This window comes from Streptomyces sp. NPDC041814, from assembly GCF_055590565.1.
Genome location: NZ_JBVJAM010000002.1, coordinates 143,175 through 169,035 on the forward strand (window position 1 = coordinate 143,175; position 25,861 = coordinate 169,035).

20 protein-coding genes and 1 pseudogene are annotated in these 25,861 nt (G+C 72.2%); 7 read left to right on the top strand and 14 right to left on the bottom strand.

Annotation, left to right across the window (positions count from 1 at the left end; all coding sequences use genetic code 11):
* Positions 1-6 precede the first annotated feature (6 nt).
* Positions 7-840, bottom strand: a complete 834-nt coding sequence (locus tag ACZ6C6_RS06055) for a DeoR/GlpR family DNA-binding transcription regulator (protein ID WP_469199562.1) — start codon at positions 838-840, stop codon at positions 7-9.
* Between the two features lie 241 nt (positions 841-1,081).
* On the opposite strand from ACZ6C6_RS06055, the pseudogene ACZ6C6_RS06060 reads away from it, so the two are divergent.
* Positions 1,082-3,363, top strand: a pseudogene (locus ACZ6C6_RS06060) (hypothetical protein); the annotation flags it as partial.
* Here ACZ6C6_RS06060 and ACZ6C6_RS06065 read toward each other — a convergent pair.
* The 3 genes from ACZ6C6_RS06065 to ACZ6C6_RS06075 all read right to left on the bottom strand — a co-directional run bounded on the left by ACZ6C6_RS06065 (position 3,336) and on the right by ACZ6C6_RS06075 (position 7,219).
* A complete protein-coding gene (locus ACZ6C6_RS06065) occupies positions 3,336-5,759 on the bottom strand; it encodes a right-handed parallel beta-helix repeat-containing protein (protein WP_469199564.1) in 2,424 nt (807 codons plus the stop codon). The pseudogene ACZ6C6_RS06060 and the gene ACZ6C6_RS06065 overlap by 28 nt on opposite strands.
* Positions 5,760-5,933: 174 nt before the next feature.
* Entirely contained in the window at positions 5,934-6,530 is a 597-nt protein-coding gene (locus ACZ6C6_RS06070) for an Rv1733c family protein (protein WP_469199566.1), read from the bottom strand.
* A 212-nt stretch (positions 6,531-6,742) separates the two neighbouring features.
* Positions 6,743-7,219 (bottom strand): DUF6643 family protein, encoded by a 477-nt coding sequence (locus tag ACZ6C6_RS06075; protein ID WP_469199567.1) that lies wholly within the window; start codon positions 7,217-7,219, stop codon positions 6,743-6,745.
* A 366-nt stretch (positions 7,220-7,585) separates the two neighbouring features.
* Here ACZ6C6_RS06075 and ACZ6C6_RS06080 point away from each other — a divergent pair, with 366 nt between their 5' ends.
* Together ACZ6C6_RS06080 and ACZ6C6_RS06085 are read left to right on the top strand one after the other, a co-directional pair.
* Complete coding sequence (locus tag ACZ6C6_RS06080) at positions 7,586-8,692, top strand: DUF5954 family protein (protein ID WP_469199569.1); 1,107 nt, start codon at positions 7,586-7,588, stop codon at positions 8,690-8,692.
* A gap of 123 nt (positions 8,693-8,815) precedes the next feature.
* Entirely contained in the window at positions 8,816-10,162 is a 1,347-nt protein-coding gene (locus ACZ6C6_RS06085) for a TerD family protein (RefSeq protein WP_469199571.1), read from the top strand.
* 21 nt (positions 10,163-10,183) lie between these two features.
* Here the strand turns inward: ACZ6C6_RS06085 and ACZ6C6_RS06090 are convergent, their stop codons facing one another.
* The gene (locus ACZ6C6_RS06090; RefSeq protein ID WP_469199573.1) at positions 10,184-11,356 is read right to left on the bottom strand and encodes a glycosyltransferase; all 1,173 of its coding nucleotides are present in this window, start codon (positions 11,354-11,356) and stop codon (positions 10,184-10,186) included.
* 58 nt (positions 11,357-11,414) lie between these two features.
* On the opposite strand from ACZ6C6_RS06090, the gene ACZ6C6_RS06095 reads away from it, so the two are divergent.
* Together ACZ6C6_RS06095 and ACZ6C6_RS06100 are read left to right on the top strand one after the other, a co-directional pair.
* Positions 11,415-12,197, top strand: a complete 783-nt coding sequence (locus tag ACZ6C6_RS06095; protein ID WP_469199575.1) for a glutamate racemase — start codon at positions 11,415-11,417, stop codon at positions 12,195-12,197.
* 69 nt (positions 12,198-12,266) lie between these two features.
* Entirely contained in the window at positions 12,267-12,830 is a 564-nt protein-coding gene (locus ACZ6C6_RS06100; protein WP_365685482.1) for a hypothetical protein, read from the top strand.
* Here ACZ6C6_RS06100 and ACZ6C6_RS06105 read toward each other — a convergent pair.
* Positions 12,778-13,893, bottom strand: a complete 1,116-nt coding sequence (locus ACZ6C6_RS06105; protein ID WP_469199577.1) for an O-antigen ligase family protein — start codon at positions 13,891-13,893, stop codon at positions 12,778-12,780. The genes ACZ6C6_RS06100 and ACZ6C6_RS06105 overlap by 53 nt on opposite strands.
* Before the next feature lie 194 nt (positions 13,894-14,087).
* Between ACZ6C6_RS06105 and lnt the strand changes: the two genes are divergently transcribed.
* Together lnt and ACZ6C6_RS06115 are read left to right on the top strand one after the other, a co-directional pair.
* Positions 14,088-15,683, top strand: a complete 1,596-nt coding sequence (gene lnt / locus ACZ6C6_RS06110; RefSeq protein ID WP_469199579.1) for an apolipoprotein N-acyltransferase — start codon at positions 14,088-14,090, stop codon at positions 15,681-15,683.
* A gap of 29 nt (positions 15,684-15,712) precedes the next feature.
* The gene (locus ACZ6C6_RS06115; protein ID WP_469199581.1) at positions 15,713-16,195 is read left to right on the top strand and encodes an NUDIX hydrolase; all 483 of its coding nucleotides are present in this window, start codon (positions 15,713-15,715) and stop codon (positions 16,193-16,195) included.
* A gap of 55 nt (positions 16,196-16,250) precedes the next feature.
* Here ACZ6C6_RS06115 and ACZ6C6_RS06120 read toward each other — a convergent pair whose 3' ends face one another.
* The 8 genes from ACZ6C6_RS06120 to rsgA form a co-directional block, all read right to left on the bottom strand.
* Positions 16,251-17,636, bottom strand: a complete 1,386-nt coding sequence (locus tag ACZ6C6_RS06120) for an MFS transporter (RefSeq protein WP_469199583.1) — start codon at positions 17,634-17,636, stop codon at positions 16,251-16,253.
* Positions 17,637-18,678: 1,042 nt separating this feature from the next.
* Positions 18,679-19,461, bottom strand: coding sequence for a transposase (locus ACZ6C6_RS06125; RefSeq protein WP_469200841.1), 783 nt, complete (start codon positions 19,459-19,461; stop codon positions 18,679-18,681).
* A gap of 38 nt (positions 19,462-19,499) precedes the next feature.
* Positions 19,500-20,306, bottom strand: a complete 807-nt coding sequence (locus tag ACZ6C6_RS06130) for an IS256 family transposase (RefSeq protein WP_469199584.1) — start codon at positions 20,304-20,306, stop codon at positions 19,500-19,502.
* A gap of 478 nt (positions 20,307-20,784) precedes the next feature.
* Positions 20,785-21,375, bottom strand: a complete 591-nt coding sequence (locus tag ACZ6C6_RS06135; RefSeq protein WP_469199586.1) for a TetR/AcrR family transcriptional regulator — start codon at positions 21,373-21,375, stop codon at positions 20,785-20,787.
* Between the two features lie 5 nt (positions 21,376-21,380).
* Positions 21,381-22,196 (bottom strand): ABC transporter permease, encoded by an 816-nt coding sequence (locus ACZ6C6_RS06140; protein ID WP_469199588.1) that lies wholly within the window; start codon positions 22,194-22,196, stop codon positions 21,381-21,383.
* Positions 22,193-23,155 (bottom strand): ABC transporter ATP-binding protein, encoded by a 963-nt coding sequence (locus ACZ6C6_RS06145; RefSeq protein ID WP_469199590.1) that lies wholly within the window; start codon positions 23,153-23,155, stop codon positions 22,193-22,195. The genes ACZ6C6_RS06140 and ACZ6C6_RS06145 overlap by 4 nt, the downstream gene beginning before the upstream one ends.
* Before the next feature lie 253 nt (positions 23,156-23,408).
* Positions 23,409-24,155 (bottom strand): SAM-dependent methyltransferase, encoded by a 747-nt coding sequence (locus tag ACZ6C6_RS06150; RefSeq protein WP_469199592.1) that lies wholly within the window; start codon positions 24,153-24,155, stop codon positions 23,409-23,411.
* 17 nt (positions 24,156-24,172) lie between these two features.
* Complete coding sequence (gene rsgA / locus ACZ6C6_RS06155) at positions 24,173-25,228, bottom strand: ribosome small subunit-dependent GTPase A (RefSeq protein WP_469199594.1); 1,056 nt, start codon at positions 25,226-25,228, stop codon at positions 24,173-24,175.
* Between the last annotated feature and the right edge of the window lie 633 nt (positions 25,229-25,861).

Below are 25,861 nucleotides of genomic sequence, written 5' to 3' on the forward strand. Positions count from 1 at the left end.
GAATGCTCAGCCCTCGGCGGGCGCGGTGTCGCCCGCCACCAGCAGCCCCGGCAGATACTCCTCGATCTCCGCCCGGTCACCCGCGGGCAGCCCCGCGTCCGTGACGAACGTGCTCACCTCGTCCAGCGAGGCGAAGGAGCTCAGACCGACGGTGCCCCACTTGGTGTGGTCGGCGACCACCACCACCCGGCGCGCCGACCGCACGAACCGGCGGTTCGTCTCCGCCTCCGCGAGGTTCGGCGTGGACAGCCCGGCCTCCACCGAGATCCCGTGGACCCCGAGGAACAGCACATCGAAGTGGAGCTCCGCGATGGCCCGGTCCGCGACCGGGCCGACCAGCGAGTCGGACGGCGTCCGCACCCCGCCGGTGAGGACGACCGTCGCGGCACCCGGCCGGCCGCCCGGAGAGCCGGGCCGCTGCGCCGCGTGGAACACGTCCGCGACCCGCACCGAATTCGTCACGACCGTCAGGTCCGGTACGTCCAGCAGATGCTGGGCCAGCGCGTACGTGGTGGTGCCCCCGGACAGGGCGATCGCACTGCCGGGCACCGCCATCGCGGCGGCGGCCCGGGCGATGTCCTCCTTGGCGGTCAGCTCCAGCGCCGACTTCGCCTCGAAACCGGGCTCGTGGGTACTCGCCTCGACCACCGGCACGGCACCGCCGTGCACCTTCTCGATCACGCCCTGCCGGGCCAGCGCGTCCAGATCCCGGCGGACGGTCATGTCCGAGACGTTCAGCTTCCGGGTCAGCTCGTTGACCCGCACCCCGCCGCGCCGGCGCACCTCGTCAAGGATCAGCGCGCGCCGCTGCTCCGCGAGCAGATTCTGATTCTCGCTCAACGCCGGGCCTCGCCCTTCCCTCTGGCCGTACAGGAGTCCGTATCGACGGACTCATCCTGCCACGCCCGGTGTCGCGGGCCCCCGCCCGGGGGAGATTCGTCAGTAACGGTGACCGGCCATCAGCCGCCTTCCCTCCTGCGAGAGCGAGACGCACGTGCCCCCTCCCACCCCTGCCCCGCGCAGCCCCGGCCCCGCGCTGGAACTACTGGTCCACGGGGTGGGCGGGACCACCCCCCAGGACATGCTGACCGACCCGCGCACGGTCCGGGTCACCGGCGACACGACTGCCGCCATCTACCGGCGCTCGGCCGACGTCGACGCCGAACAGCACCCCGAGCGGTACCGCGAGAAGCCCATCGCCGAGGCGTACTGCTGGTCCAACCTCACCTCCGGCAACGGCTCCCGGGCGCTGTGGCTGGTGCTGCTCCCGTTCATGGTGATCAACCTCGCCCACTGGATGCGCCCCACCGCACGGCGCCGCCCCCGCGCCGTCCGGCTCTACGGCGTCCTCGTGCGGCTCATCGCGCTCAGCCTCACCGTGCTGCTGACCGCCGCGGCCTGCGAGGTCGCCCTCGACCTCACCGCCTGGCAGTGCGCGGGCGTCGCAGCCTGCTCCGACAAGCGCTCCTGGCTCGGCTTCCTCTCCGCCGAGCAGGGCGGCTGGTGGTCCCAGCCCGGCCGCCGCTTGGCGCTGGCCGCGCTGGTGCCTACCGCGCTGGTCGGGCTGCTCTGGTTCCTGTCCAACCGCACCTGGAGCGCCTACGAGTCCCAGCGCCCGCTGACCGAGGCGGACCCGGACGACGAGGGCGACGACGGCCCCGCACCCGCCGCCGAACCCGTCCGCCCCGCCCTCGGACGGCCCGGATTCTGGTACGGGCGCCGTCTCGTCGCCCGGCTGCGCGCCGCCCACACCGCGGCCGGCTTCCTCACCGTCGCCGCCGCCGTCACCGAGGCCGCCGCCCGCCACGACCGCGCCCTCACCGGACCGGTCGCCCCGCTTCTGGGCCGGCTCATCGAAGGGGCCCTCGCCCTCGGGCTCGTCGCCGTGCTCTGGGTGGTCTGCCGCCGGGGCCGCAGCGAACGGCGCCTCGACAACCGGCTCGACCGGGCCGTCATCACCTGGCTGCCCGGCGCGGCGCTGGCCCTCCTCGTGCTCGCGGCCGTCCACGCCGCCTGGTCGCGCCCCGGCTGGACCTCCTCCGGGAGGCTGCCGGGCGACACCACGCTGTTCCGGGCGGTCAGCGTCGCCGAGGGCATTCTGGTGGTCCTCCTCGCGGCGATCTCCCTCTACCTGTACCGGCGCTGCCCGGAGCCGCGCACCGTCCTGCGCGGCCTCGGCGGACCGGCCGTCGCGATGCTCGCCTGCGCGCTCGGCGGCGTGATGACCGGAGGCGTAGCCCAGCGCGTCGCCGACTGGCTCGACGGGCCCGGCAGCCCGGGCATGGGGCGCAGCGCGCTGATAGAGGGGCCGCCGGTGCTGCTCAGCTGGCAGGCCTCGGTCATCCCCGTCCTCCTCGTGCTGCTCCTGGTCCCGGCCGCCGTACTCGGCCTGCGCACCTGGCTGGTCGCCCGGCGGCTGGAACCCGTGGTCGACGCCGAGTACGGCGAACGCTTCCCCGATCCCTCGCGGACCAAGCGGATCGCCCGCATCCGGGCCACCGCCGCGCTCACCGACTCGGCGCCCCGCGTGGTGGGGATCGTCTCCGGCGCCACCCTGGTCCTGGGCGCGGGGGCGGTCGCCGGGTCCTGGGCCACCGGTGAGGTCCCCGGACTCGCGCTGGACGGCAGCGGTCCGTTCCTCGAATCGGTGGCCGAGGCGGCGCAGTCCACCGGCTCCTGGCTCATCGGCTTCGGCTTCCTCGTCTTCGTCGCCTGCGGCAGGCGCGCCTACCGGGACCCGTCCGCCCGGCGCACGATCGGCATCCTCTGGGACGTCGGTACGTTCTGGCCGCGCGCCGCCCACCCCTTCGCCCCGCCCTGCTACGCGGAGCGCGCCGTGCCCGACCTGGCCTCGCGCATGTCCGGCTGGACCGGCCGCACCCGGGGCCGGCTCGTCATCTCCGGCCACTCGCAGGGCAGCGTCCTCGCGGCCTCCGCCGTCTGGCAGCTGCCCGCCCGCACCCGCTCCCGGGTCGCCCTGCTCACGTACGGATCGCCGATCGAACGGCTCTACGCCCGCTGGTTCCCGGCCTACTTCGGGGCCGGGCAGCTCCACGGGCTGCACCGCTCCGTGCACTGCTGGCGCAATCTGTGGCGGGCCACCGACCCCATCGGCGGGGAGATCCGGCTCGGCGAGGAATCCGGCCCCGAGGTCGACCGGGGCCCGCTCAGGGACCCGCTGGTCTACGGACGGACGCCCGAACACCCGCTGCCCGAACCGGTGCTCGGCCACTCCGACTACCAGGCCGACCCCGTCTTCGCCGAGGAGCGTGCCGCCCTCCTGGAACGGCTCGCCCCCGTCCTGCCCCAGCAGGCGGAGCCCGTCGGCGAGGACGTCAGGGCAGTTCCGGGAGGTCCTCCGGATACAGCAGAGTGAGGTCGTCCGTGCTCGGATCGGCGAGCTGGGCGACCCGGCCGGCGTGCCGCTCGACCATCGACTCGAAAGTCTGGCGAGCGGTGCGCCCGTTGCCGAAGGCGGGCCCCTTGGGCAGCTCCGCGAAGTACTTCAGCAGCGCCTCACCGGTGCCCGACGCCAGGCTGTACTCGTGTTCCTGGGACTGCTGCTCGACGATGCGCAGCAGCTCGGCCGGCTCGTAGTCGCTGAACGTGATGGTCCGCGAGAAGCGCGACGCGACCCCGGGGTTGACGGTCAGGAACCGCTCCATCTCCTGGGTGTACCCGGCGACGATGACCACCACCGCGTCCCGGTGGTCCTCCATCAGCTTGACCAGCGTGTCGATCGCCTCCCGGCCGAAGTCCCGGCCGGAGTCCTCGGGTGACAGCGCGTACGCCTCGTCCACGAACAGCACCCCGCCGCGTGCCCGGTCGAACGCCTCCTGCGTACGGATCGCGGTCGAGCCGATGTGCTCACCGACCAGGTCGACCCGGGACACCTCGACCAGATGGCCCCGCTCCAGCACCCCGAGCGCGGCCAGGATCTCGCCGTACAGCCGGGCCACCGTGGTCTTGCCGGTACCCGGTGAACCGGTGAAGACCAGATGGCGGCGGACCGACGCGGCCTTGAGGCCCGCCTCCCGGCGCCTGCGCCCCACCTCGATCATGTCCGTGAGAGCCCGCACCTCCCGCTTGACGCTGTCCAGGCCGACCAGCGCGTCGAGCTCGCCCAGAACCTCCCCGGACGTGCGCGCGGGCTCGGCGGGCGGCGCCGGGTCCGCCGGGCGCGGAGCGGGGACCGAACCGAGCAGCCCGGGCGAGGTCTGCGTGGCCGTCAGGACCGGGGCCGGCGGGGGAGTGGCGGCGCGCAGCCCGCTCTCGTCGCTGGTGCAGTCCTCCACGACCGGCCCGCTTCCCGTGCCGTTCCCGGGCCCGGTGCCCTCCGGGAACTCGTAACCGCCGCGCGCGCACCGCTCGGTGCGGCACCGGGTGAGCGTCGTCCGGCAGCCCTCCATCACATGGAAGCCGTAGCCGTCGCTGCCCGTGACCCGGCAGCCGTTGAACGTCCCCCGGCCCTCGGCGGACACATAGAACCCGGCCTCGGCGGGGGAGGTCACCGTGCACCGCTCGATGACGGGGTCGGCGCCCTTGGTGACGATCACGCCCGTCTGCGCGGCGTCCACGGTGCAGTTGTTCAGTGTGCCGCCGCTGCCGTGGTCCCGGAACCAGGCCCCGGTCGACGCCTCCCGGATGCGGCAGTCGTCCAGCTGCGCGGTCGCCCCGTCGCTGACCGAGACCGCGGTGTTCCGGATCTGGGAGAGATCGCTGTCCACGACATCGGCGCGCGACCCCCGGTCCAGGACGAACAAGGCGTCCGGCACGTCGTGGACGCGGCAGGAATCCAGTATCACCGTCGCCCCGTCGCTGACCCAGACCGCCGGGTAGTCGCCCGTACTGTCATGGATCTCGCACTGGTTGGCGTCCACCCGGGTGCCCGGGTCCCACACCGAGAGCCCGTTGCGCCCGAAGCGGCGCACCGTCGAGCGGGTCAGAGTCAGCACCGCCCGCGAACGCAGGTCCACCGCGTTCTCCGGGATGTCGTGGATGTCGCAGTCGGCCAGGGTGAGCACCGCGTCGGTGTCCAGCGTGACGCCGTCCGCCGAGGTGCGGTGCACCGTGCAGTCGGTGAGGTGGGCGGAGGCGCGGGCCGTCACCTGGATCCCGCTGCCCTTGATCTCGTACACCTCGCAGCCCAGCGCCTCCAGGCCGCTGCCCTCGCCGGTGACCGACAGGCCCGCGCCGGAGGCGTGGTGGACCCGGCAGCGCTCAAGCCGGGGATGTCCGCCGTCGCGCACGGCGACCCCGGACTGCCCGGCCGAGACGATCTCGCACTCCTCGAACACCCCGCCCGCGCCGTCGAGCACGGCGATGCCGACGCCCGCCGGATTGTCGACGGTGCACCGGCGCACGGTGGGGCGGGCCGCGCCGCGCACCTCGACACCGGCCGCCGAGCGGGTCACGACGCGGACGTCCGCTATCTCCGGTGCGCCGTCCTCGACCAGCACGGCCGGGGCCGCCGAATCCTGCCCCTCCACGTGGAGGTCCTGGACGACGGCGGAGGCGCGCAGCGTCAGCGGCACCCCGTCGGCGGGGGCGATGCGCACGGAGCCGACGGAGCCCTCGGGGCCGCGCAGCGTGACCGCGCGGGCGATGACCAGGTTCTCCCGGTAGGTGCCGGGGGCGACGGTGAGCACGTCGCCGTCGGCCGCCGCTTCGAGCGCCGCGGTGAGGGAGGCGTATTCGCCCGTGCGGCGCCGCCACCGCGATGTGCCGGTGTGCGTCACCTGGACCGTGCCCTGTGCCATGGCGCTGTCGTGCCCCCGCCTCGTGCGTGTGTGGTGCCCGTGTCACCGGCCTCGCGGCAGCGACCAGCCGGGGTCCGCCTGCCGGAGAGCGACGGGCGGGCCGGTCCACCGTAGCGCGCGCGGACTCCGGGAGTTGACCCGATGCGCAGCTCCCGGCACCCGCCCGGCCACGCTCTAGCTGCCGGTGCCCGTCCTGCCCCAGTCCGGGCCGACCGCCGCCCAGGCCCGGTCGATCCGTTCGTACCGTCGCCAGGTCATGCGCCGGAGGATCAGGCGACGGCCGCATTCGATCAGCAGGGCGGACAGCATCGCGGCCCCGAAGCCGGCGAGCGCGGCATGCGTGTGCGCCGTCGGTATGTCCATCGGCCGGAGCGCCGGGGCGCCTTCGCTGTCGGTCCAGATCCGGACCCGGGCCCCCGGCGACGCGTTGCGCGAGGCGGTCGTCACCGTCGCCGTGCGGGCCGCCCCGTCCGGGGTGTGCCACCGGGCCACCACCTCGGCCCGCCGCATGGAGCCGCCGGACATCTCGGGGTCGGCGGCATAGCGGGCGGCGGCCACCCGCCGCACCACGACGGCCGTGGTGAGGTGACGGTCCGCCCGCTGGGCGCGCACCGACGCCTGGAGCGCCGCGTCCGTCCGGGCCCCGCAGAGCCAGCCGACCGCCGGGGCCGCCAGCATCAGCATCAGGAACGCCGTCAGGGCGAGCCACGCCTCGCACCGGTCCGTCGCCCGGCGCAGCGGATTGCGGCGCCAGCGCCAGACGCCTGCCATCGCTCGCACAGTCCCCGCACCCCCTTCCGCCCCCGTCCCCGCCGGTACGGTGCCGTCCACGCGCGGTGCGGGCGGCCCACCGTACTCAACGCGCGGCGCGCCCCCGTGAGTTCCCGGCACCCCCGGGCCGGTCGCGCGGAGCGCGGAAAGGCGCACGGACCCGTGTTGCCGGGCACCCCGCCCCGGGCCGTGCGCCGCCTGATCCGAAGTGTCTAGTAGCCCCGGCCGCCCTGGTAGGGCCGGCCGTACGGGTCCTCGTACGGGGACTGGGCCGGGACGGGGCGGGCCGCGGCGGGGCGCATCGACTCGTAGCCCGAGGTCGGTGCCGGGCGCTGCTGCTGCGGCGGGGGCGCCTGGTACATGCCGCGGCCACCGGCGGGCTGCTGCGGGATGTACGGCGCCGGCGCGTGCTGGAGCTGCGCGGGCTGCATCGGTGTGTAGCCCTGCTGCGCCGCCGGCTGGGGGTAGCCGTAGGACTGCTGGGGCTGGGAGGAGGCCGCGGGAAGCGCCGGCAGGGCCGACGGGAGCGCCGGCAGGTAGCTGTTGCCGGTGTCGTAGGCGGCGGGCACTCGGATCGGTGCGATCTGAGGGGTGCCCCGCTCCGCGACGAGGGAGTCGTAGATCGGGGTGTCGGCAAACGACGGCGCGGCGTAGTAGCCGCCACCGTAGGTGGAGCGGGGGGAGGTCATGACACCTAAGTTAAGCCCACGATGTGCAGATTGGGGAGTCCCAATTTTGTGGTCATCGGATTTACCCTCGCCCTACCTGCCTGACCTGGCGAAACATCGTTGTCTTCCCGGGCCCGTACCCGGGGGAATCCCCCCTTGATTCACTGCCGATCTTGCACGGTTCGCGCCCCTCGCTGATTTCCGGAGTGCAATTCCCGTGGGTGTGCCCACCGGGCGCCAATGACGTGGGCGAGAGAACCGAGGCCGGGCCCCGAGCCTTACCCCTTGTCGACCGAAGGCGGCAACGCATCGAACCGGGACGGCACTTACGGTGGATGATCCGGCGAAAGCCACGTCCACGCACTTCGTTGACGCCAGGATGACGCCATGAAGAAACACGGTGTGCCTTCCGCCGCCCGGCCGGTGCTGGTGAGGATTCCGGTGGAGCCCGTCGAGGCCGCGATCGAGGCCGACGCCTTCGACGCCGCGTCGCGCAACAGACTGGCCGTCCGCGGCCCGTTGTTCGGCGTGGCCTCACAGTCCGAGGACGACGGACAGCGGTGGAAGGTGATCGTCCCGATCACGAGCGGCTGCCCCCAGCAGGCCAGGGACGACCTGCAGTCCAAGCTGTGGTTCCGGGCCAAGGACGAGACGGAGACCGAGACGGAGCGGCGGGCCCTGCTCGGCGCGGTCGCCCGGCTGGAGACCGGAAAGCCGTCCGAGGTCAGTGTCCTCGGCACGCGTTACCGTGTGGTGCGCGCCGAGGAGTACGCGGGCCTGGCCCCCGACGGCGGCGTGGAGCTGCCGCGCCCCACCGACCCCGAGCCCGCCCTGCCCGAGTGGTCCCGCGGCACGGAAACCGCCGGGGTCGACGACGGACTGGTCCTGGACCCGGATGCGCCCGTGACGCCCCTCCAGGCGGCGGAGATGCTGACCATGCGCTCCTTCGCGTACAAGGGGAGCCGGTACCCGGACAACGTCCTGCGCGACTCCGCGCGCGCCGTGGACACCCATCCCGACGTCCTGCTCCTGCCGACCTCCTTCGTCGTCGTGGAACGGACCGGCGACGAGCGCTGGGGAGTCGGTGGCGGCCTGCACGCCACCCCGCAGGACGCCCGGCGCGCCCTCGACTTCTCGCTGACCTGGTTCAGGCCCCGGCAGGCGGGCGCCATCCCGGTCACCGCCGGGCCGGATGTGGACGCCCGCAGCGTCGTCGCCGAGGGCACCCACCCCGACCTCGCGGACATGAGGGTCCTGGCCGAGGCGGCCGACCGGCTGCGCGCGGGCCGGCTCAACGAGGTCGTGGTCGGCGACACCGTGTGCCGGATCGCCCGCTCGCGGCGCCTGGTGCGCTGGGGGCTCGACGGGCCGGAGAGCCAACGGCCGTCCGACGTCACCATGGTGGAGCCGATGGCCCTCCACCCCCGTCTGGACGCGAAGGGCGTCGTCCACAACGGCGAGGAGGGCACGCGGCAGGAGGACACCGACGCCTGATCCGGCGAACGGAGGGGCGGGCGCCGCGTCCACGGGTCCGGGCGCCCGTATTCGTACCTCGATGGGTCCCACGGCGGGGCCGGCAGTAGGTTGACCCGGAAAGGTCTCGGAAGCGGACTCGTGATGGGGGCGAGCATGACCATGCAAAAGGGAACCAATGTCCCAGTGGCGGCCCAGGCCGTGCGTGTCGAAATGGGGTGGCGCCCCGCCCCGGGGACACCCGACGTGGACGCCTCCGCGCTTCTTCTCCTCGGCTCGGGCAAGGTGCGCAACGACGGGGACTTCGTCTTCTACAACCAGCCGTCCCACTCGTCCGGCGCGGTGCGCCACGAGGGCAAGCGCAACGCGGGCGGCGCGGCGACCGACACCCTCGCGGTCGACCTGGCACGGGTGGAACCGGCCATCGACCGCGTGGTGCTGGCCGCCTCGGCCGACGGTGGCACCTTCGGCCGGGTGAGCGGGCTGTACGTACGCGTCCTGGACGCGGCGAACGGCGCCGAACTGGCCCGCTTCGACAGCTCCGACGCCACCGTGGAGACGGCCTTCATCCTCGGCGAGCTCTACCGGCGCCAGGGCGCCTGGAAGTTCCGGGCGGTCGGCCAGGGCTACGGCTCCGGACTCGAAGGGCTCGCCACGGACTTCGGGATCTCCGTGGACGAACCCCAGCAGCCGCAGGCGGCCCCCCAGCCCCACCAGGCCCCCCGGGTCACCGCCACCCCGCCGCCTCCGCAGTACCCGCAGCCGCAGCAGCCGACGCTCGCCGCGCCCATGGCGCCCCCGATGGCCCCGCCGGTGCCCCCGGCCCCTCCGGCACCGCCCGTCACCCAGCCCGTCCGGCTGACCAAGGTGACGCTCACCAAGGAGGCGCCGTCCGTCTCCCTCACCAAGCAGGGCGGCACGTCCGGCGCCATGCGCGTCAACCTCAACTGGGAGGTGCGCAAGCAGTTCAAGGGCTGGGGCAGCAAGCTGGGCCGGGCCGTCGCCAACCACTCGGACCTCGACCTCGACCTCTGCGCCCTGTACGAGCTGACCGACGGCCGCAAGGGAGTCGTCCAGGCCCTGGGGAACGCCTTCGGCGCGCTCCACCAGCCGCCCTTCATGCAGCTCGACGGCGACGACCGCACCGGTGCCGTCGCCACCGGCGAGAACCTGACGATCAACCTCGACCACAAGGCCCAGCTCCGCCGGGTCCTGATCTTCGTCACCATCTACGAGGGCGCCCGCAGCTTCGCCGACCTGCACGCCACCGTCACGCTCCAGCCGCAGCACGGCGCGCCGATCGACTTCTCGCTGGACGAGTGCACGGTCCCGTCGACGGTCTGCGCCCTCGCGCTCATCACCAACACGGGGAACGACCTCACCGTGCAGCGCGAGGCCCGCTACCTGGTGCCGCAGCGCGGGGTCAGCCCGCAGCGCACCATCGACCACGCCTACGGCTGGGGCATGAACTGGACCCCGGGCCGCAAGTGACCCGGCACGGGTGCCGGTGAGTCACTGATCCGGTGCGGCCTCGGGACGGGCGTACGTACGCCCCTTCCAGGCCGCACCGCGCCCCCGGTAGTGCTGCACCGCCGAATCGACGGTCATCAGCAGATACAGCAGCGCAGTGAACGGCAGCAGCGGGGCCAGCCACAGCGACTGCCGGTAGTAGCCCAGCATCGGCATGTAGGTCCCTGCCATGACTGCCCAGGCGGCGCCCCCCGTCCACGCCGCCACCGCACTTCCGCCCAGCACCCCGGCGACCAGCGTCACCGGCGGCGCGAGGTAGACCAGCGCCAGCCCGAGCACCGTGCCGAGCAGCACCAGCGGATTGTGCCGCAGCTGCGCGTACGCGCTCCGCGAGACCATCCGCCACAGATCGGCCAGGCACGGATACGGGCGCACACTGTCCACCCGGTCCGCGAGCCCCAGCCAGATCCGGCCCCCCGAGCGCCGCACCGCCCGGGCCAGCGACACGTCGTCGATCACCGCCTGCCGGATCGAGTCCGGCACCCCCGCCCGCACCGCCGCCTCCGCCCGCAGCAGCACACAGCCCCCCGCCGCGGCGGCCGTCTGCCCCCGCTCCCGGTTGATCCACCGGAACGGATAGAGCTGCGAGAAGAAGTAGACGAAGGCCGGCACGACCAGCCGCTCCCAGACGCTCGCCACCCGCAGCCGCGCCATCTGCGAGACCAGGTCGAAGCCTCCCGTCTCCGCCGCCGCCACCAGTTCCCGCAGGCTGTCCGGCTCATGCGCGATGTCGGCGTCCGTGAGCAGCAGGTACTCCGGCTCCCGGGCCCGGGCCAGCGCGATCCCGTGGCGTACGGCCCAGAGCTTGCCCGTCCAGCCGGGCTCGGGCTCGCCCGGCGACACCACGGTCACCGGCAGACCCCCGTACCGCACGGACAGGGCGCGGGCGACGTCCCCCGTGCCGTCCTTGCTGCAGTCGTCCACGAGGAAGATCTCAGCGGTCCCCGGATAGTCCTGCGCCAGCAGCGACGGCAAGCTCACCGGCAGCATCGCGGCCTCGTCGCGCGCCGGGACGACGACGGCGACCGAGGGCCAGCGCTCCGGGGCCGCCCGGCTCGGCAGCCGCTGGTCGGTGCGCCAGAAGAACCCCTGGCCCAGCAGCAGCCACCCCCATGCGACAAGCGAACCCACGGCGATCCAGGCAACGGCGCTCATTGGCGGAAGTCTGCACCACTGAGCGGGGACCGCAAGGGCGGTCGACTATGGTGACCGGGTGAAGATCGCGCTCATGGACTCCGGAATCGGACTGCTCGCCGCCGCCGCCGCAGTACGCCGGCTGAGGCCGGACGCCGATCTGGTGCTCTCGTCCGATCCGGACAACATGCCCTGGGGCCGAGCCCCCGAGGGCGTCCAGGCCCACGCGCTCGCGGTGGCCAGGGCCGCCGCCGCGCACCGGCCCGACGCGCTGATCGTCGCCTGCAACACCGCCTCCGTGCACGCGCTGGAACTGCTGCGGGCCGAGCTCGAACCGGGCCTCCCCGTCATCGGCACCGTCCCCGCGATCAAGCCCGCCGCCGCGGCCGGCGGCTCCGTCGCGATCTGGGCGACCCCGGCCACCACCGGCAGCCCCTACCAGCGCGGGCTGATCGGCGAGTTCGCCGGGACCGCCGCCGTCACCGAGGTGCCCTGCCCCGGCCTCGCGGACGCCGTGCAGTACGCGGACGAGGACGCCATCGAGAAGGCGATCGCCGCCGCCGCAGCGCTCACCCCGCCCGACGTCCGGGCCGTGGTCCTCGGCTGCACCCACTACGAGCTCGTCGCCGAGCGCATCCGCGAGGCCGTCGGCGGCCCCGGCGGGCGCCCGGTCGTCCTGCACGGGTCCGCCGGGGCCGTCGCCGCGCAGGCGCTGCGCCGGATCGGGGCCGAACCCGCTCCGTCGGCCGAACCCTCCTCCTCCATCGCGGTCATCCTCAGCGGACGCGTCTCGGAGCTGCCGCAGGCGGCTCTGGCCTACCCGGAAGGGCGCGGACTGGCCGCCGTCGGCTCCGTCCGCTGACCTCGCGGCGGCCCGTACGGGGCTTTCGGAGCCCTCCCCGGACGCCCGTTCTTCAGTACGCTGCTCGGCATGAGGGAGCACCCCGGAGAACCGAAGCGCACCGGAACCGGTACCCACTCGCAGGTCTGGGTCGGCCGGGCCACCAACCGCACCCAGTGGGTCCTCGCGGCCCTGGGCGCCGCCTGCCTGGCCCTGGGCATCCAGCTCGCCGTCAGCTCCAACTGGACCTCCGGCATCGCCCCACTGCTGATGTCGGTGATCGGCTGCGTGGCCGCCGGCCTGCTCATGCTGTTCGGCACCCTCGCCTTCGTGAACGTCGCGGTACGCGTCGACGGCGACGCCCTGGAGGTCCGCTGCGGCCACATGGGCCTCCCGCGCCGCCGCATCCTGCTCACCCATGTGGTGGCCGCCGACTTCGCGCCCCAGGTGAACCCCAGGCAGTGGGGCGGGTGGGGCTACCGCTGGCGCCCCGAGAAGGGCACGGCCGTGGTCGTGCGCCGGGGCGAGGGCCTGGTGCTGCGGCTCGGCGACGGCCGAACCTTCACCATCACCGTGGACGACGCTGAGGCGGGCGTACGGTTCATCCGGGCCCGGCTGCACCTGCCGTCCTCGGGCTTCCCTGCCGGGGCCTGACCCCGCCCTCGTCCGCGCCGTCCGACCCGTCCGGCCCGCAGGGCTCGCCCGCGCCGATCGGCCGCCGCGCCGACGCCAGCCCGGCCAGCAGCCCCGCGCCCGCCGTCACCGGGGTGAAGCTCAGGGCGTTGCCCACGCTCGCCAGGAGGGCCAGTGCCGTGAGCGTGGCCCCCGCAGCCAGGACCACCGCCGTGGGCCGGGGCGAGCGCCACAGCGCGTACAGCAGCCAGCCGAACGCGGCGCCCAGCAGCACCACCCCCACGACCCCCTGCTCGGCGGCCTGCTGCCACGGCGCCGAGTGCGGCTTCCCGTCCGATCCGAGGCTCTGCTGCGCGGTCGGGCTCAGCTCGGCGAACCGGCCGGGGCCGATCCCGAGCACCGGGTGCTCCTCCGCCAGCCGGGCGGCGTCCTGCCACAGCTCGACCCGGTTCCGGGTGAGCTGACCCTCCAGCGAGACCGTGAGCCCCTCGGGCAGCACCTCCTCGGCCATGGCCCACGAGGCGCCGGCGGCCAGCCCGGCCACCAGCGCCAGGGTGCCGAGCCCCAGCAGCCGGCGGCGCGTCCGGGCGGCGGCCAGCGCACACGCCAGCACTCCGAGCGCCGCCGCGGACCCGGCCACCGAGCCCAGTGCGAGCGAGGCGGCCGCGGTGCCCAGTGCCAGCAGGCGCAGGGCAGCACGCGGCACCCGTTTCCCGGCCCCCGCCGCCGCGCAGCACGCCGCCCCGGCGGCGAGGACCAGCAGCGCCGCGGCGCCCGCGGTCTGCCCCGGCGCGTGCTCCGTGGTGGCCGTCGCGCCCGGCATGCCGTGCCGCCAGAGGAGGGCCAGGAGCAGGGCCGTCAGCGCGGCGCCCGCTGCGGTCGCCACCGGCAGCAGCGTGCCGCAGATGCGCCCGCAGGCGAAGCCCGCCGCTACGGCCAGCAGCGCGAGCAGCACCCCCTCGGGCCGGGTCTCCCGCCCCGCCGCGCTGATCAGCGACCAGACCGCGCAGGCGGCGAGGATCAGCGCGCCGGCGGCATCGGAGGCGTTTCCCCGCTCGGGCCCCCGCCCGGCTGATTCAGCCATCACGTCCGTCCCCCGGCCTGTGACCGTCCCGTACGCGAGGGCCGGAGCCGGCCCGTCGGCGGGGGACTGGCGCACAGGTTAACGGCCGCATCGGTCATATGGGCGGAAGATGCGGAGAAATGATGCGGTGGTCGGGATTCCGCCATCGGGACGGGGCTCCCGCGTGGCCCGGCCGTCACCGTAGACTCCGCCGGGTGAGCACCACCATCGCCCAGGTCGGCGAACCGCAGAGCCCTGCCCCCGCTCCTCGGCCGGGCGGGCTGCCGCAGCGCCTCGTGCGGCCCGGGGCCGCCGTCCTCTCCGGCGTGCTGCTGTACCTCAGCTTCCCGCCCCGGCCGCTCTGGTGGCTGGTTCTGCCCGGGTTCGCCCTGCTCGGCTGGGTGCTGTTCGAGCGTCGCGCCCGCGCCGCGTTCGGGCTCGGGCTGCTCGCGGGGCTCGGCTTCATGCTGCCGCTGCTGCACTGGACCGGCGAGGAGGTCGGCCCGGTGCCGTGGCTGGCCCTCGCCGCGGCCGAGGCGCTGTTCGTCGCGGTCGGCTGCATCGGCATCTCGGCGGTCTCGCGGCTCCCCGGGGGACCGCTGTGGGCGGCCGCGGTCTGGACGCTGGACGAGGCGGTCCGCGCCCGGGTGCCGTTCGGCGGCTTCCCCTGGGGCAAGATCGCGTTCGGCCAGGCGGACGGCGTCTTCCTGCCGCTCGCCGCGCTCGGCGGCACCCCGCTGCTCTCCTTCGCGGTGGTGCTCTGCGGCTTCGGCCTCTTCGAGGCGGTGCGCCGCTTCGCCCGCTACCGGTCCACCGGTGAACTGCGTCGCGGGGCGGCCGCCGTGGCCGCCGCGGCCGTCTTCGCCCCCGTGGCGGCGGCCTTCGCTTCGCTGCCGCTGGTGGACGACTCGGCCGAGGACGGCACCGCGACCGTCGCCGCGATCCAGGGAAACGTGCCCCGCCTCGGCCTCGACTTCAACGCCCAGCGCCGCGCGGTCCTGGACAACCACGCGAAGCGTACGGAGCAACTGGCCCGGGACGTGAAGGCCGGCAAGGTCCCGCAGCCGGACCTCGTCCTGTGGCCGGAGAACTCCTCGGACCTCGACCCGTACCGCAACCCGGACGCGCGGATCGTCATCGATGACGCCGTGAAGGCCATCGGGGCGCCGACCGTCATCGGCGCCGTGGTCGAGCCCGACACGGGCCCCCTGCGCAACACCCTGATCCAGTGGGAACCGGACAAGGGCCCCGTCGCCACGTACGACAAGCGGCACATCCAGCCGTTCGGCGAGTACATGCCGATGCGCTCCTTCGTCCGCGTCTTCAGCTCGGACGTCGACCGGGTGCAGCGCGACTTCGGCCCCGGCAAGAAGGTCGGCGTCTTCGACCTCGCGGGCACCTACACCGGGCTCGTCACCTGCTACGAGGCCGCGTTCGACGACGCCGTACGCGACACGGTCGAGCACGGCGCCCAGCTGATCGCCGTCCCCAGCAACAACGCCACCTTCGGGCGCAGCGAGATGACCTACCAGCAGCTCGCGATGTCCCGGGTGCGGGCGGTCGAGCACAGCCGGGCCGTCGTCGTCCCCGTCACCAGCGGTGTCAGCGCGATCATCCGCCCGGACGGCACGGTGGCCGAGAAGACGAAGATGTTCACCCCGGACGCCCTGGTGGACGAGGTGCCGCTGCGCTCCTCGCTCACCCCCGCGACCCGGATGGGACCGCTGCCCGAGGGCATCCTGATCCTGCTCGCGCTGGGCGCACTGGGGTGGGCGGGCGCCGTCGCGGTGCGCGCCAGGCGGATCCGCTGACCGGGTGGTACGCCACGTAGGGTCGGCACATGGCCATTCCTGACTTCATCCGCGAGATCCGTGCCACCGCCGGGCAGCAGCTGCTCCTGCTGCCCGGCGTCACCGCCGTCGTCTTCGACGCCGAGGGCAGAGTGCTCCTCGGCCGGCGCGCCGACACCGGCGAGTGGTCCGTGATCGGCGGGATCTCCGAGCCGGGCGAACAGCCCGCCGCAACGGCGGAGCGCGAGGTGTACGAGGAGACCGCCGTGCGCTGCGTGGCGGAGCGGGTCGTCCTCACCCAGGCACTGCCGCCCATCCAGTACGAGAACGGCGACCGCTGCCAGTTCCTCGACATCACCTTCCGCTGCCGCGCCACCGGCGGCTCGGCCCGCGTCAACGACGACGAGTCGCTGGAGGTGGGCTGGTTCCCCGTGGACGCGCTGCCCGACCTGGCCGAGTTCGCTCTGCTGCGGATCAAGCAGGCGCTGAGCGACGGGCCCACCTGGTTCGAGGCCGCCGCCCCGGAGCAGTGACAACAGCGTGGGAGCCGGGCGGCCGGCCCGGCTCCCCCGTCGTGAGGACCCCGGATCAGACGGTGCGCGCGGCGTCCCTGGGCGCCTCGGCCTCCGATCCGGCCCCGGCCCCGGCCCCCACCTCGGCGAGGTCCCGGTGGCGGGTCTCCTTCGCGCAGACCAGCGCCAGCACCGTGAGGAGCGCCGCGGCTATCACGTACAGCGCGATGGGCGTCGAGCTGTCGTAGTCGGCGAGCAGGGCCGTTGCGATGAGCGGTGCGGGCGCGCCCGCCGCGACGGACGAGAACTGCGCGCCGATCGACGCGCCCGAGTAGCGCATCCGGGTCGCGAACAGCTCCGAGAAGAACGCCGCCTGCGGCGCGTACATCGCCCCGTGGAAGAACAGCCCGACCGTGACGGCCAGCAGAAGGTTCCCGAAGCTCCCGGTGTCGATCAGCGCGAAGAACGGGAACATCCACAGGCCCACGCCGACCGCGCCCACCAGATAGACGGGCTTGCGCCCCACCCGGTCGGAGAGCGCGCCCCACAGCGGGATCACGGCGAAGTGGAAGGCCGACGCGATGAGCACGGCGTTGAGCGCCGTCTGCTTGCTCAGGTCCGCCGCGGTCGTCGCGTAGACGAGGATGAACGCGGTGATCACGTAGTAGCTGATGTTCTCCGCCATCCGCGCCCCCATGGCGACCAGCACATCGCGCCAGTGGTACCGCAGCACCGCCACGACCGGCATCTTCTCGGCGGCCCCCGCGGCGGCCCGGCGCTCGTCGGCGCGGGCCAGCGCCGCCTTGAACAGAGGCGATTCATCGACAGAGAGACGAATCCACAGACCGAGGATCACGAGCACGCCGGACAGCAGGAACGGAATGCGCCACCCCCACGACTCGAAGGCCGCGTCCGAGGTCAGCGCGGTGAGCCCGGAGAGGACCCCGGTCGCCAGCAGTTGACCGGCAGGCGCACCGGTCTGTGGCCACGACGCCCAGAATCCGCGTCGCTCCGCGTCCCCGTGCTCCGACACCAGCAGCACGGCCCCGCCCCACTCACCGCCGAGCGCGAAACCCTGCACCAGCCGGAGCAGGGTCAGCAGCACGGGCGCGGCCACACCGACGGTCGCGTGCGTCGGCAGCAGCCCGATCGCGAAGGTCGCCCCACCCATCATCAGCAGGCTCAGCACCAGCAGCTTCTTGCGCCCGAGCCGGTCCCCGTAGTGGCCGAACACCAGCGCCCCGACCGGCCGCGCGGCGAAGCCGACCGCGTACGTCAGGAAGGACAGCAGCGTGCCGACGAGCGGTTCGGAGTCCGGGAAGAACAGCTTGTTGAAGACCAGCGCGGCCGCCGACCCGTACAGGAAGAAGTCGTACCACTCGATGGTCGTACCGATGAGGCTGGCGGCGACGATGCGCCGGAGGTTCGACGGTGCTGGTGGGGAGGTTGCTGGGGCGGCCATGGGCACCACTTCCGGACGTTTGGCGGGGACGTTGCTGTGTCGCCATACCGTAGGAAGAGCCAGGTCAGGGGCGTATGTGGCCGGACACCATAGTTCGGGTTGCCGGTGTGCGGGCCGGTGCTACGGGGAGGGGACGCGAGCCCGTTTCCGCTTCGTGGGGTGGGCGGGAGAGGGCCGTCCGAGTCGCGCTGTCCGGTAAGTTTCGCGAGGGCGGTGCTGACTCCCGTGCTGGTTCGGTGCTGACTACGCTGCGTTGCAGCCGGGCAATTCGGTGCGGAGCGGACGGCTGAAGCTTCCGTTTGGACGCGTCCTTGCTGCAGATCCGTGAGGCGCGTGTCTCAGCCTCGAAGGCAGCTGTAAGGACGGTGTCGCCGCCACTGTCACAGGTATGGGCCGTCCGGGGGACGGGCGGGTGAAGTCCTCGGAATGGAGACTGCGAAGACCGGTTTCGGAGGGCTGGAGAAGGGCTGGAAAAGGGAGCGGCGCAACGCGCGGGCGAATCGGAGCCGGAACCCCCAGCCGCTGACGAAGTTGAGTTCGTGAGGCAGACGCTGGCGGTTTCCCGTCCCACATGGCACAGGTTGTAGAGACCGTCTTTGGGTGTCCATGTCAGTTCATCGTGGGTGCGTAGTAGCAGGTCAAGGCATCGCAGCTCGGAGGAGTCGGCGTAGTTGGTGACAGGCGCGTGACACCGCCGGTGATAGAGCCACACCCCGCTGGGGCCACATCCTGGGGGACCCCTGCCCGGGTCTATGAGACGAAGCTGCACCGGAGCGTTCCGGTGCAGCTTCGCCATAGGACCAACTGCGCCGACGCGCACGATGCGGTTGGCGCCTCATGCGTCTGCGTGCCTGTGACCATTTCGAAGGCGCGCTGATTTTGCGATCGCACCTTGCCCACTCGTCCGTAAGAGAGGTGCGCGCTCCTCCTGGAACGGCCGGTCATGTGGGGGCGGGACCAACTAAGCGGATCGACCAAGGGTTGTCCCGTAAACGATCTTCGGTGGGCCGGGGAGTGGCTGCTCGTCGGGCGGTCGGTTCGTTCAGCCCATCAGGGTGAGGTTGTACAGGCGCGCGATGCCGAGCATGGCGTGGTGTACGCCGTCGGCCTTGAGGCGGCAGTCGTGCAGGATCTTCCAGCCCTTCATGCGGGCGAAGGCATGCTCGACGCGGGCGCGAACGCGCTTGTGGGAGCGGTTGTGTTGCTGCTTCCAGTCCGGGAGATCGACCTGGCCTTTCATGCGGCGGTGCGGCATCACAAGGCCGGTGCCGGGGTAGCCGCCGTCAGCGATGGTCATCGTCGTGCCGACAGCCTCCTTGGCTCCAGATTCCGTCCATGCCCTGCAGTCGTTGCGGTTTCCGGGCAGCGGTCGGCCGACCACCACGACGAGCCGGGTGTCGGCGTCGATGACGACCTGGTGGTTGGTCGAGTAGCGGTAGTTCTTGGACTGCTCGGCCACCGTGTGGTCGCGGGTGGGCGCGAGGGTGCCGTCCACGCTGAGCACGGTGTTCTTCGCGAACCGTTTGCGCGTCTGGAGCGTCGGCCTGGGGCCGAGGTGATGGATGATCCGGTCGGCCGCCGACTTGGAGACACCGAACAGTGGCGCGTGCTGGCGCAGCGTCAAGCTCGTGCGCCAGTAGGCCGTAACCAGCAGCACCCGGTCCTCCAGCGGCAGGCTCCACGGACGTCCGCGCCGCGGCTCGTCGGCGAACTCCGCGAACCGCTCGAGGACCGCGTCCTCGGTCATCGCGGTGTAGACGGGCTTGAGAAGTTTGGCGATCTTGTCCCAGTCCTGGCGGGCGGCATAGCGGAAGGAGTTCCGCAGCAGGTGGACCACACGCAAGTCTGCACGATCGTCTTCGGTCAGACGGTCTCGACCGCGTCGGGCAGCCCCTTCAGTCCGTCGCAGACCAGCATGAGGACGTCGTTCACGCCGCGGTTCTTGATCTCGGTGAGGATGTGCATCCAGTGCTTGGCACCCTCGCCGCCGTCGCCGGCCCACAGCCCGAGGATGTCCCCTCGGCCCTTGGTCGTGACGGCCAGGGCCACGTAGACGGGCCTGTTCGCCACGGCGCCGTCACGGATCTTCACGTGGATCGCGTCGATGAAGACCACCGGATAGACCGCGTCCAGGGGCCGGTTTCGCCACTCGGCCATGCCTTCGAGGACCTTGTCGGTGATCGTGGAGATCGTCTGGCACGACACCTCGGCGCCGTAGACCTCGGACAGGTGGGCCTGGACCTCACCGGTCGTCAGGCCCTTCGCGGCGAGCGAGATGACCATCTCGTCGACGCCGGAAAGGCGTTTCTGCCGCTCCTTGACGATCTTCGGCTCGAAGGATCCCTTGCGGTCTCGGGGCACGGATATCTCCACCGGGCCAACATCGGTCAGCACGGTCTTGGCCCGGGTGCCGTTGCGTGAGTTGCCGCCGTTCTTCCCGGCGGGATTGTGCTTGTCATAGCCGAGGTGGTCGGTGGTCTCGCCCTCGAGAGCGGACTCCAGAAGCCGCTTGGTCAGCTGCTGGAGCAGCCCGCCCTCGCCGGTCAACTGCAGGCCCTCGGCCTGAGCCCGACTCACGAGGTCATCGATCAGCCGGTAGTCCATCGACGTCGGCACCACAGCCTCAGACGGCTCGACGGTCTCGGCCTCGGTCACGTTGTTGCTGGTCATCGATGCATCTTCCATGATCGGGAGTCACACCGAACGTTTTACAGTCCCACCTTCCGCGCCAGCGGCTCGGTGACCGAGGTCAAGCGGTGCGCCGCGTCGTAACCGTAGGTGGTGACATGGCCGTTGGCGTCTTCCCTGACCGGCTTTGACGTCAGCGCTGGGCCAGTACTGGTTCACGGAAGTTCCACCTCGGTGAGCAGCGCGAGTTGGATTCGCCGACTCGGAGCTCGGGGGGCGCGAGGCGAATGGGCTCGTGCACGCTGGCAATGACAGCCGTCTTGGGGCGGCTTCGATTGAACTGGTGGACGGACCAGGGTGAGTGTCTTCTCCCAGTTCGGGCCGACCTGGGTCGGGCGATTGGCCCGAACACCGGACCATCGGCCGTCGCGGCGTGATGGATCAGGCGACGGCCGTACTTCCGCTGCGTGACCTCAGCTCTTCAGGCACGCGGCCTGGCCAGGTGCTTGAGGGCTGAGGCTCAGGTCAAGGGGCCCGGTCCGGCTCCTCGCAGGAAGAGGTCGACGACGTCCTGGGCCAGGTGGTCGGCGGCGGCCGGGGTGCAGTTGTCCTGTGGGGGGTGGACGGTGGCGGCGAGTTCCATGAAGGCGGTGGCGAGGAACCCCGGGTCGGCTTCGCGTAGTTCGCCCGTGGCCACCGCCTGGGTCATGAGGTCGGTGACGGGCTGGATGAGGCCGCGTACATAGGCGTGGGAGACCGTGGCGCGCTGGTCGTCGTCGAGGTGGCGGGTGGCGTAGTAGATCTGGTTGCTGAGTGCGGAGTTGTAGGTGCCCGTGGCGTAGGAGGTGGCGAGGGCGAGGAGCTTGTCGCGCAGGGTGCCGGGGGTGGCGAGTGCTCCTTGGAGGAGGGTCGAGGCTTCCTTCGTGTAGTGGTCGGCCACTTCCATGAACAGGGCGGGCTTTCCGCCGGGGAAGTGGTGGTAGAGGCTGGCCTTCTTGACGTCGACGGCCTTGGCGATGTCGTCGAGGGAGACGCCGAGGTAGCCGTAGTCGGCGAGGCGCTGGGCGAACTCGTCCCGGGCGCGGGCGCGGGTGTCGGTCTGGCGGGGCATGGTGATCAGACTCCTGTACGGGTACGGCGGGTCAGGGCGAGGTGGGCCGCTGCGGCGCCCACCACCAGGATGACGAGCGCGACGAGGGTGCCCGGCAGCAGGTCCTGCTCGTTCCAGGGTGAGGTGAGCAGGGTGCGCATGGCTTCCAGTGGCGGGGTGAGCGGGTTGATGTCGGCTGCGTCGGCCATCCAGCCGCCGAGCTGGTCACGCGGGACGAAGGTGGCGGTGAAGAAGGAGAGCGGGAAGAAGACGAGGGTCACGGAGCCGACTGCCGAGCTGTTGCAGGTGTGGAGGCCGACCGCGGCGGCCAGCAGCAAAAATCCCGTCCCCAGCAGGACGGTGGCGCCGATGAGAGCCAGGACGGCGGGGGCCCCGGAGACGGGGTTCAGGCCGAGCAGCAGGCCGAGTCCGGTGAGTGCGGCGGCCTGTACGGTCAGGACGACGGCTCCTGCCAGGGCGGGCGCGGTGATGAGGGCCCAGCGGCTGACCGGGGTGAGCCAGAGCCGTGCGTGATAGCCCGAGCTGATGTCGCTCACCAGCAGTTGTCCCGCGGTGGCGCCTCCGGTGAAGGCGGTGGTGAGCAGGCACAGCGGCAGGACCACGTCGATGTAGCGGCCCCCGGGAGTGGTCGCGGCCGTGACCGAGGACAGCTGCCCTTCATAGATGATCATGAAGAAAGCGCTCGTGAGCAGCGGCGAGAGAAGCAGGGAGGGTGTGCGGAGACAGGATTTGAGGGAGCGGGCGGTCAGTGCTCCCAGGGCCGCCCATGACTTCGGCGCTGTGGGCGGGCCCGCGGGGCCGGCGGTGGTGATCGTGTTCATGCGGCGGTGCCTTCGGGGGTGAGGGCCAGGCGGAGGAAGACGTCTTCCAGGCTGGGTTCGTCGACGGTCAGGGATTCGGCGTGCAGGCCGGCGGAGGCCAGGGTGAGCAACGCCTCCCCGTCGGCTCCGGGGCGGGTGAGCCGGACGCTCACCGCGTGAGGGGCAGCTTCTGACGCGTGGAGCTGCTCGCCCCGGGCTGCGAGCAGCTCCCGGGCCTGTCCGGCGGCGGTGGTGTCGCCGAAGCGCAGGGTCAGGACGCGGTCGCCGGTGTCCTCCTTGAGGACGTCGGGAGCGGCGGAGGCGATGAGGCGTCCCTCGCGGAGGATGCCGACCCGGTCGCAGAGCTGGTCGGCCTCTTCCAGGTACTGGGTGGTCAGCAGGACCGTGACGCCGTGGTTGGCGGCCAGTGCGCGGATCTCGTCCCACAGGTCTCGGCGGCTGGCCGAGTCGAGCCCTGTGGTGGGTTCGTCCAGGAAGAGGACGTCCGGGCGCTGGACCAGAGCGACGGCGAGGTCGACGCGGCGGCGCTGGCCCCCGCTGAGCTTGCCGACCGGGGTGTCCGCGAAGTCCTGCGCGTCGAAGGCGGTGAGGAGCTCGGCGCAGCGTGCGCGTGCCTGCCGGGCGGTGAGTGACTGGAGTCGTCCTTGCAGGCGCAGCAGTTCGCGGGCGGACATCAGAGGGTCGAGGGCAGTGCCCTGGAGGACGACTCCCGTGCGGCGGCGGACCGTTCCAGGGTCACGGGTGATGTCGGCTCCGGCGACCAGGGCGGTGCCCCGGGAGGGGCGGAGCATGGTGGTGAGCATCCGGACGGTGGTGCTCTTGCCCGAGCCGTTGGGGCCGAGCAAGCCGTAGACCTCTCCGGGGTTCACTTCCAGGTCGAGTCGGTGGACCGCGGTGTGCTCGGCGAAGTCCCGGCTGAGCCCGACGGTACGGATGGATGGGGTGGCGACGTTGTCCATACCGCAAACCTACCTATCGATAGGTAGGTTTGCACCTCGGCAACCAGGGCTCAGGTGACAAATGGAACCGCGGCGCTACGCGGGGTCGTTCTGACGGCCCTGCCCCGAGCTTTCCCGGTCTGGAGGAAGGTCAGGGCCTGCACGGGGTCGGAGGGTGTCGGCTCGTCCTTGCCTCGGCATGATCGCCGTGGTGATGAAGAGTCCCGAGTGGGGCCCGGACGCTTTGACGTCTAAGCCCCACAAGGGCGGGATGTCAGCGCTTCATGAGGGCGAAGACGCCCCAGCTGAGGTACTCACGTCCGTAGCGTGCGTAGTGGGCGGGCTCAGTGGTGAGTTCCTCCCGTACCTCGGTCGCCATGTCGTCGTCCGGGTTCTCGTCTAGCCAGCGGCGCATGCTGAGCCACTGGGCCGCAGCGTAGCGGTCCCAGCTGTTCTGGTCGGCCAGCATCATTTCCACGACGTCGTACCCGAGTTCCTGGAACTGCTCGATCAGAGCGGGGAGGAGAAGGAAGTCGGCGATGGACGTGGCGTGGCAGGCCTTGGCGGTCTCCTCGTCCGGCGGGGTCTGCCGCCAGAAGGGTTCGCCGATCAGCATCATTCCTCCCGGGCGAAGGCTGCGCTGGAGCAGCTCGGTCGTTCCGGGGACGCCGTTGCCGATCCAGGTGGCGCCGACGCAGGCGGCCAGATCGACGGGCTGGTCGGCGACGTGGCCAGCGGCGTCGCCGTGGAGGAACTCGACCTGGTCGGCGACGCCGAGTTCGGCGGCGCGGGCCTGGGCCTGTGCGGTGAAGAGCGTGCTGATGTCGACCCCGGTGCCCGTGAAGCCCAGGTCGCGTGCCCAGGTGCACAGCATCTCGCCCGAGCCGCTGGCCAGGTCGAGGACCCGGGTCCCGGCGGGGAGGCGGAGTGATGCGCCCAGGGTGGCGAACTTGTCCGCGGTCAGCGGGTTGTGGATGCGGTGGTTGCTCTCGCGGATGGTGAAGATGCGGGGAAGGTCCATGATCGGATTCCTTTGCGTCATGCCTTGAAGTGGGGGGACCGCTTGAGGGCGCGAATATGGCGCGAGATCTCCTTCAGCGGCCGTTCCAGCTCGGCGCGCCGCCGCGCGTCGGTGCGGGCGGCGGCATGGGCGTTCTCGCGCTGCAGCCGGTGGTAGCTGTCCAGGCGCCGCTGGGTGAGGTGACCGTCCTCGATGGCGGCCAGCACGGCGCACCCCGGTTCGGTGGTGTGGGCGCAGTCCGCGAAGCGGCAGTCGCGGGCCAGCTCGCCGATCTCGGCGAAGACATGGTCCAGGCCGTCGTCGGCTTCGTGCAGGCCGACGCCGCGCAGGCCGGGGGTGTCCAGCAGGACCCCGCCGTGGGGCAGCGGCAGCAGTTCCCGCCAGGCGGTGGTGTGCCGGCCCTTGCCATCGCTGTCGCGTACCGCGCCGGTGGCCAGGAGGTCCTCGCCGAGCAGGCGGTTGCCGAGGGTGGACTTGCCCGCGCCCGAGGGCCCGAGCAGGACGACCGTGCCCGACAGGACCGCGGTCAGGACGTCCAGGCCCTCGCCTGTCGTGGCGCTGGTGACCAGCACCTCCACGCCCGGGGCGGCCTCGGCCACCTCGGCTGCCGCGGAGGCGGGGTCGGCGCACCGGTCGGCCTTGGTGAGCACCACCACAGGGGTGGCCCCGCTGTCCCAGGCCAGGGCGAGCATCCGCTCGATCCGCCCGAGCTTGAGCGGGTCGGCGAGGGAGACGGCCACCGCCACGGTGTCGACGTTCGCGGCCAGTACCTGGGCGTGGGAGGTGCGCGAGGAGGTGGAGCGGACCACGGCGGTCCGGCGCTCCAGCACCTCCACGATCGTGGCGGAGGTGACGGTGCCGGCCGGCCGGACGGCCACCCAGTCACCGGTGCACGGCGTCAGCCGGTCACCGGTGCCCGAGGAGGGGAGGACCATCGCGCGAACGGGGCCGGTCTCGGCAACGATGTCGCACAGACCGCGCTCGGCCCGCACGACACGGCCAGGGACCAGTCCCTCGTCCCTCGACGGGGCGAAGGACCGCTCACGCTCCGTGTCCCAGCCGTAGTCGACCAAAGTCAGGACACGCGAAGGCTGGGGGAGAGGAGATGGGTGTGAAGCGTGTTGGTGATACAAAGTGGAGACCCTTGAGAGGGGGTCTCGCCGGACGGCAGACGTGCCGGAAGCGCTCCCGTAGAAGGGAGGTTGGCAGAGGAAAGGTCAGGCCGAGACCCGAGAGATGCGAACGAGTCGGGCACCGCACGCAGCGGTGGTCGCCACGACCGTCATCGCGCATCTCCTCCGATCTCCAAGAGTGGCCTGTTCGCCACTTCGACATAAACCGTAGCATCTTCTGTGAGCCTCTGAGTCTGCCCCGGGCGATGCCGGACTGTCTCGCGCAGGGACGAGAACAGAGCAGACGTCGCCGACTCGGGTCCGGCACGACGTCTCTTCGCTGTTCACCACGGTGCAGGCCCGATAATCCGTTGACGCCGCTTCATGGGCCATTGTTATTGTCGGGCGTTCCGTCGGAACTACTCGGCTTTCTGTGCCCCGAAAAGGAGTGAGTTTTGTGCCCCCGGCCCTTGCCGCGCGCGCCTCGCTGCACGGCTCCAGCCGTCCCGTCCACCTGACTCGTCCCACTCCGACGGCTACCGGACGCGGCTTTCAGGTGCTGTGACCTGCCCACGCACCCCGTAGACCCCGCGC

What these genes read in the sequence shown, in the direction of transcription:
- ACZ6C6_RS06080 (WP_469199569.1), top strand. Translation starts at nt 7,586, where the DNA reads ATGAAGAAACACGGTGTGCCTTCCGCCGCCCGGCCGGTGCTGGTGAGG.
- ACZ6C6_RS06090 (WP_469199573.1), bottom strand. Translation starts at nt 11,356, where the DNA reads ATGAGCGCCGTTGCCTGGATCGCCGTGGGTTCGCTTGTCGCATGGGGG.
- ACZ6C6_RS06150 (WP_469199592.1), bottom strand. Translation starts at nt 24,155, where the DNA reads ATGGACCTTCCCCGCATCTTCACCATCCGCGAGAGCAACCACCGCATC.
- ACZ6C6_RS06075 (WP_469199567.1), bottom strand. Translation starts at nt 7,219, where the DNA reads ATGACCTCCCCCCGCTCCACCTACGGTGGCGGCTACTACGCCGCGCCG.
- ACZ6C6_RS06100 (WP_365685482.1), top strand. Translation starts at nt 12,267, where the DNA reads ATGAGGGAGCACCCCGGAGAACCGAAGCGCACCGGAACCGGTACCCAC.
- ACZ6C6_RS06120 (WP_469199583.1), bottom strand. Translation starts at nt 17,636, where the DNA reads ATGGCCGCCCCAGCAACCTCCCCACCAGCACCGTCGAACCTCCGGCGC.
- ACZ6C6_RS06105 (WP_469199577.1), bottom strand. Translation starts at nt 13,893, where the DNA reads ATGGCTGAATCAGCCGGGCGGGGGCCCGAGCGGGGAAACGCCTCCGAT.
- ACZ6C6_RS06065 (WP_469199564.1), bottom strand. Translation starts at nt 5,759, where the DNA reads ATGGCACAGGGCACGGTCCAGGTGACGCACACCGGCACATCGCGGTGG.
- ACZ6C6_RS06145 (WP_469199590.1), bottom strand. Translation starts at nt 23,155, where the DNA reads ATGGACAACGTCGCCACCCCATCCATCCGTACCGTCGGGCTCAGCCGG.
- ACZ6C6_RS06135 (WP_469199586.1), bottom strand. Translation starts at nt 21,375, where the DNA reads ATGCCCCGCCAGACCGACACCCGCGCCCGCGCCCGGGACGAGTTCGCC.
- ACZ6C6_RS06085 (WP_469199571.1), top strand. Translation starts at nt 8,816, where the DNA reads ATGGGGGCGAGCATGACCATGCAAAAGGGAACCAATGTCCCAGTGGCG.
- ACZ6C6_RS06130 (WP_469199584.1), bottom strand. Translation starts at nt 20,306, where the DNA reads ATGACCAGCAACAACGTGACCGAGGCCGAGACCGTCGAGCCGTCTGAG.
- ACZ6C6_RS06070 (WP_469199566.1), bottom strand. Translation starts at nt 6,530, where the DNA reads ATGGCAGGCGTCTGGCGCTGGCGCCGCAATCCGCTGCGCCGGGCGACG.
- ACZ6C6_RS06115 (WP_469199581.1), top strand. Translation starts at nt 15,713, where the DNA reads ATGGCCATTCCTGACTTCATCCGCGAGATCCGTGCCACCGCCGGGCAG.
- ACZ6C6_RS06140 (WP_469199588.1), bottom strand. Translation starts at nt 22,196, where the DNA reads ATGAACACGATCACCACCGCCGGCCCCGCGGGCCCGCCCACAGCGCCG.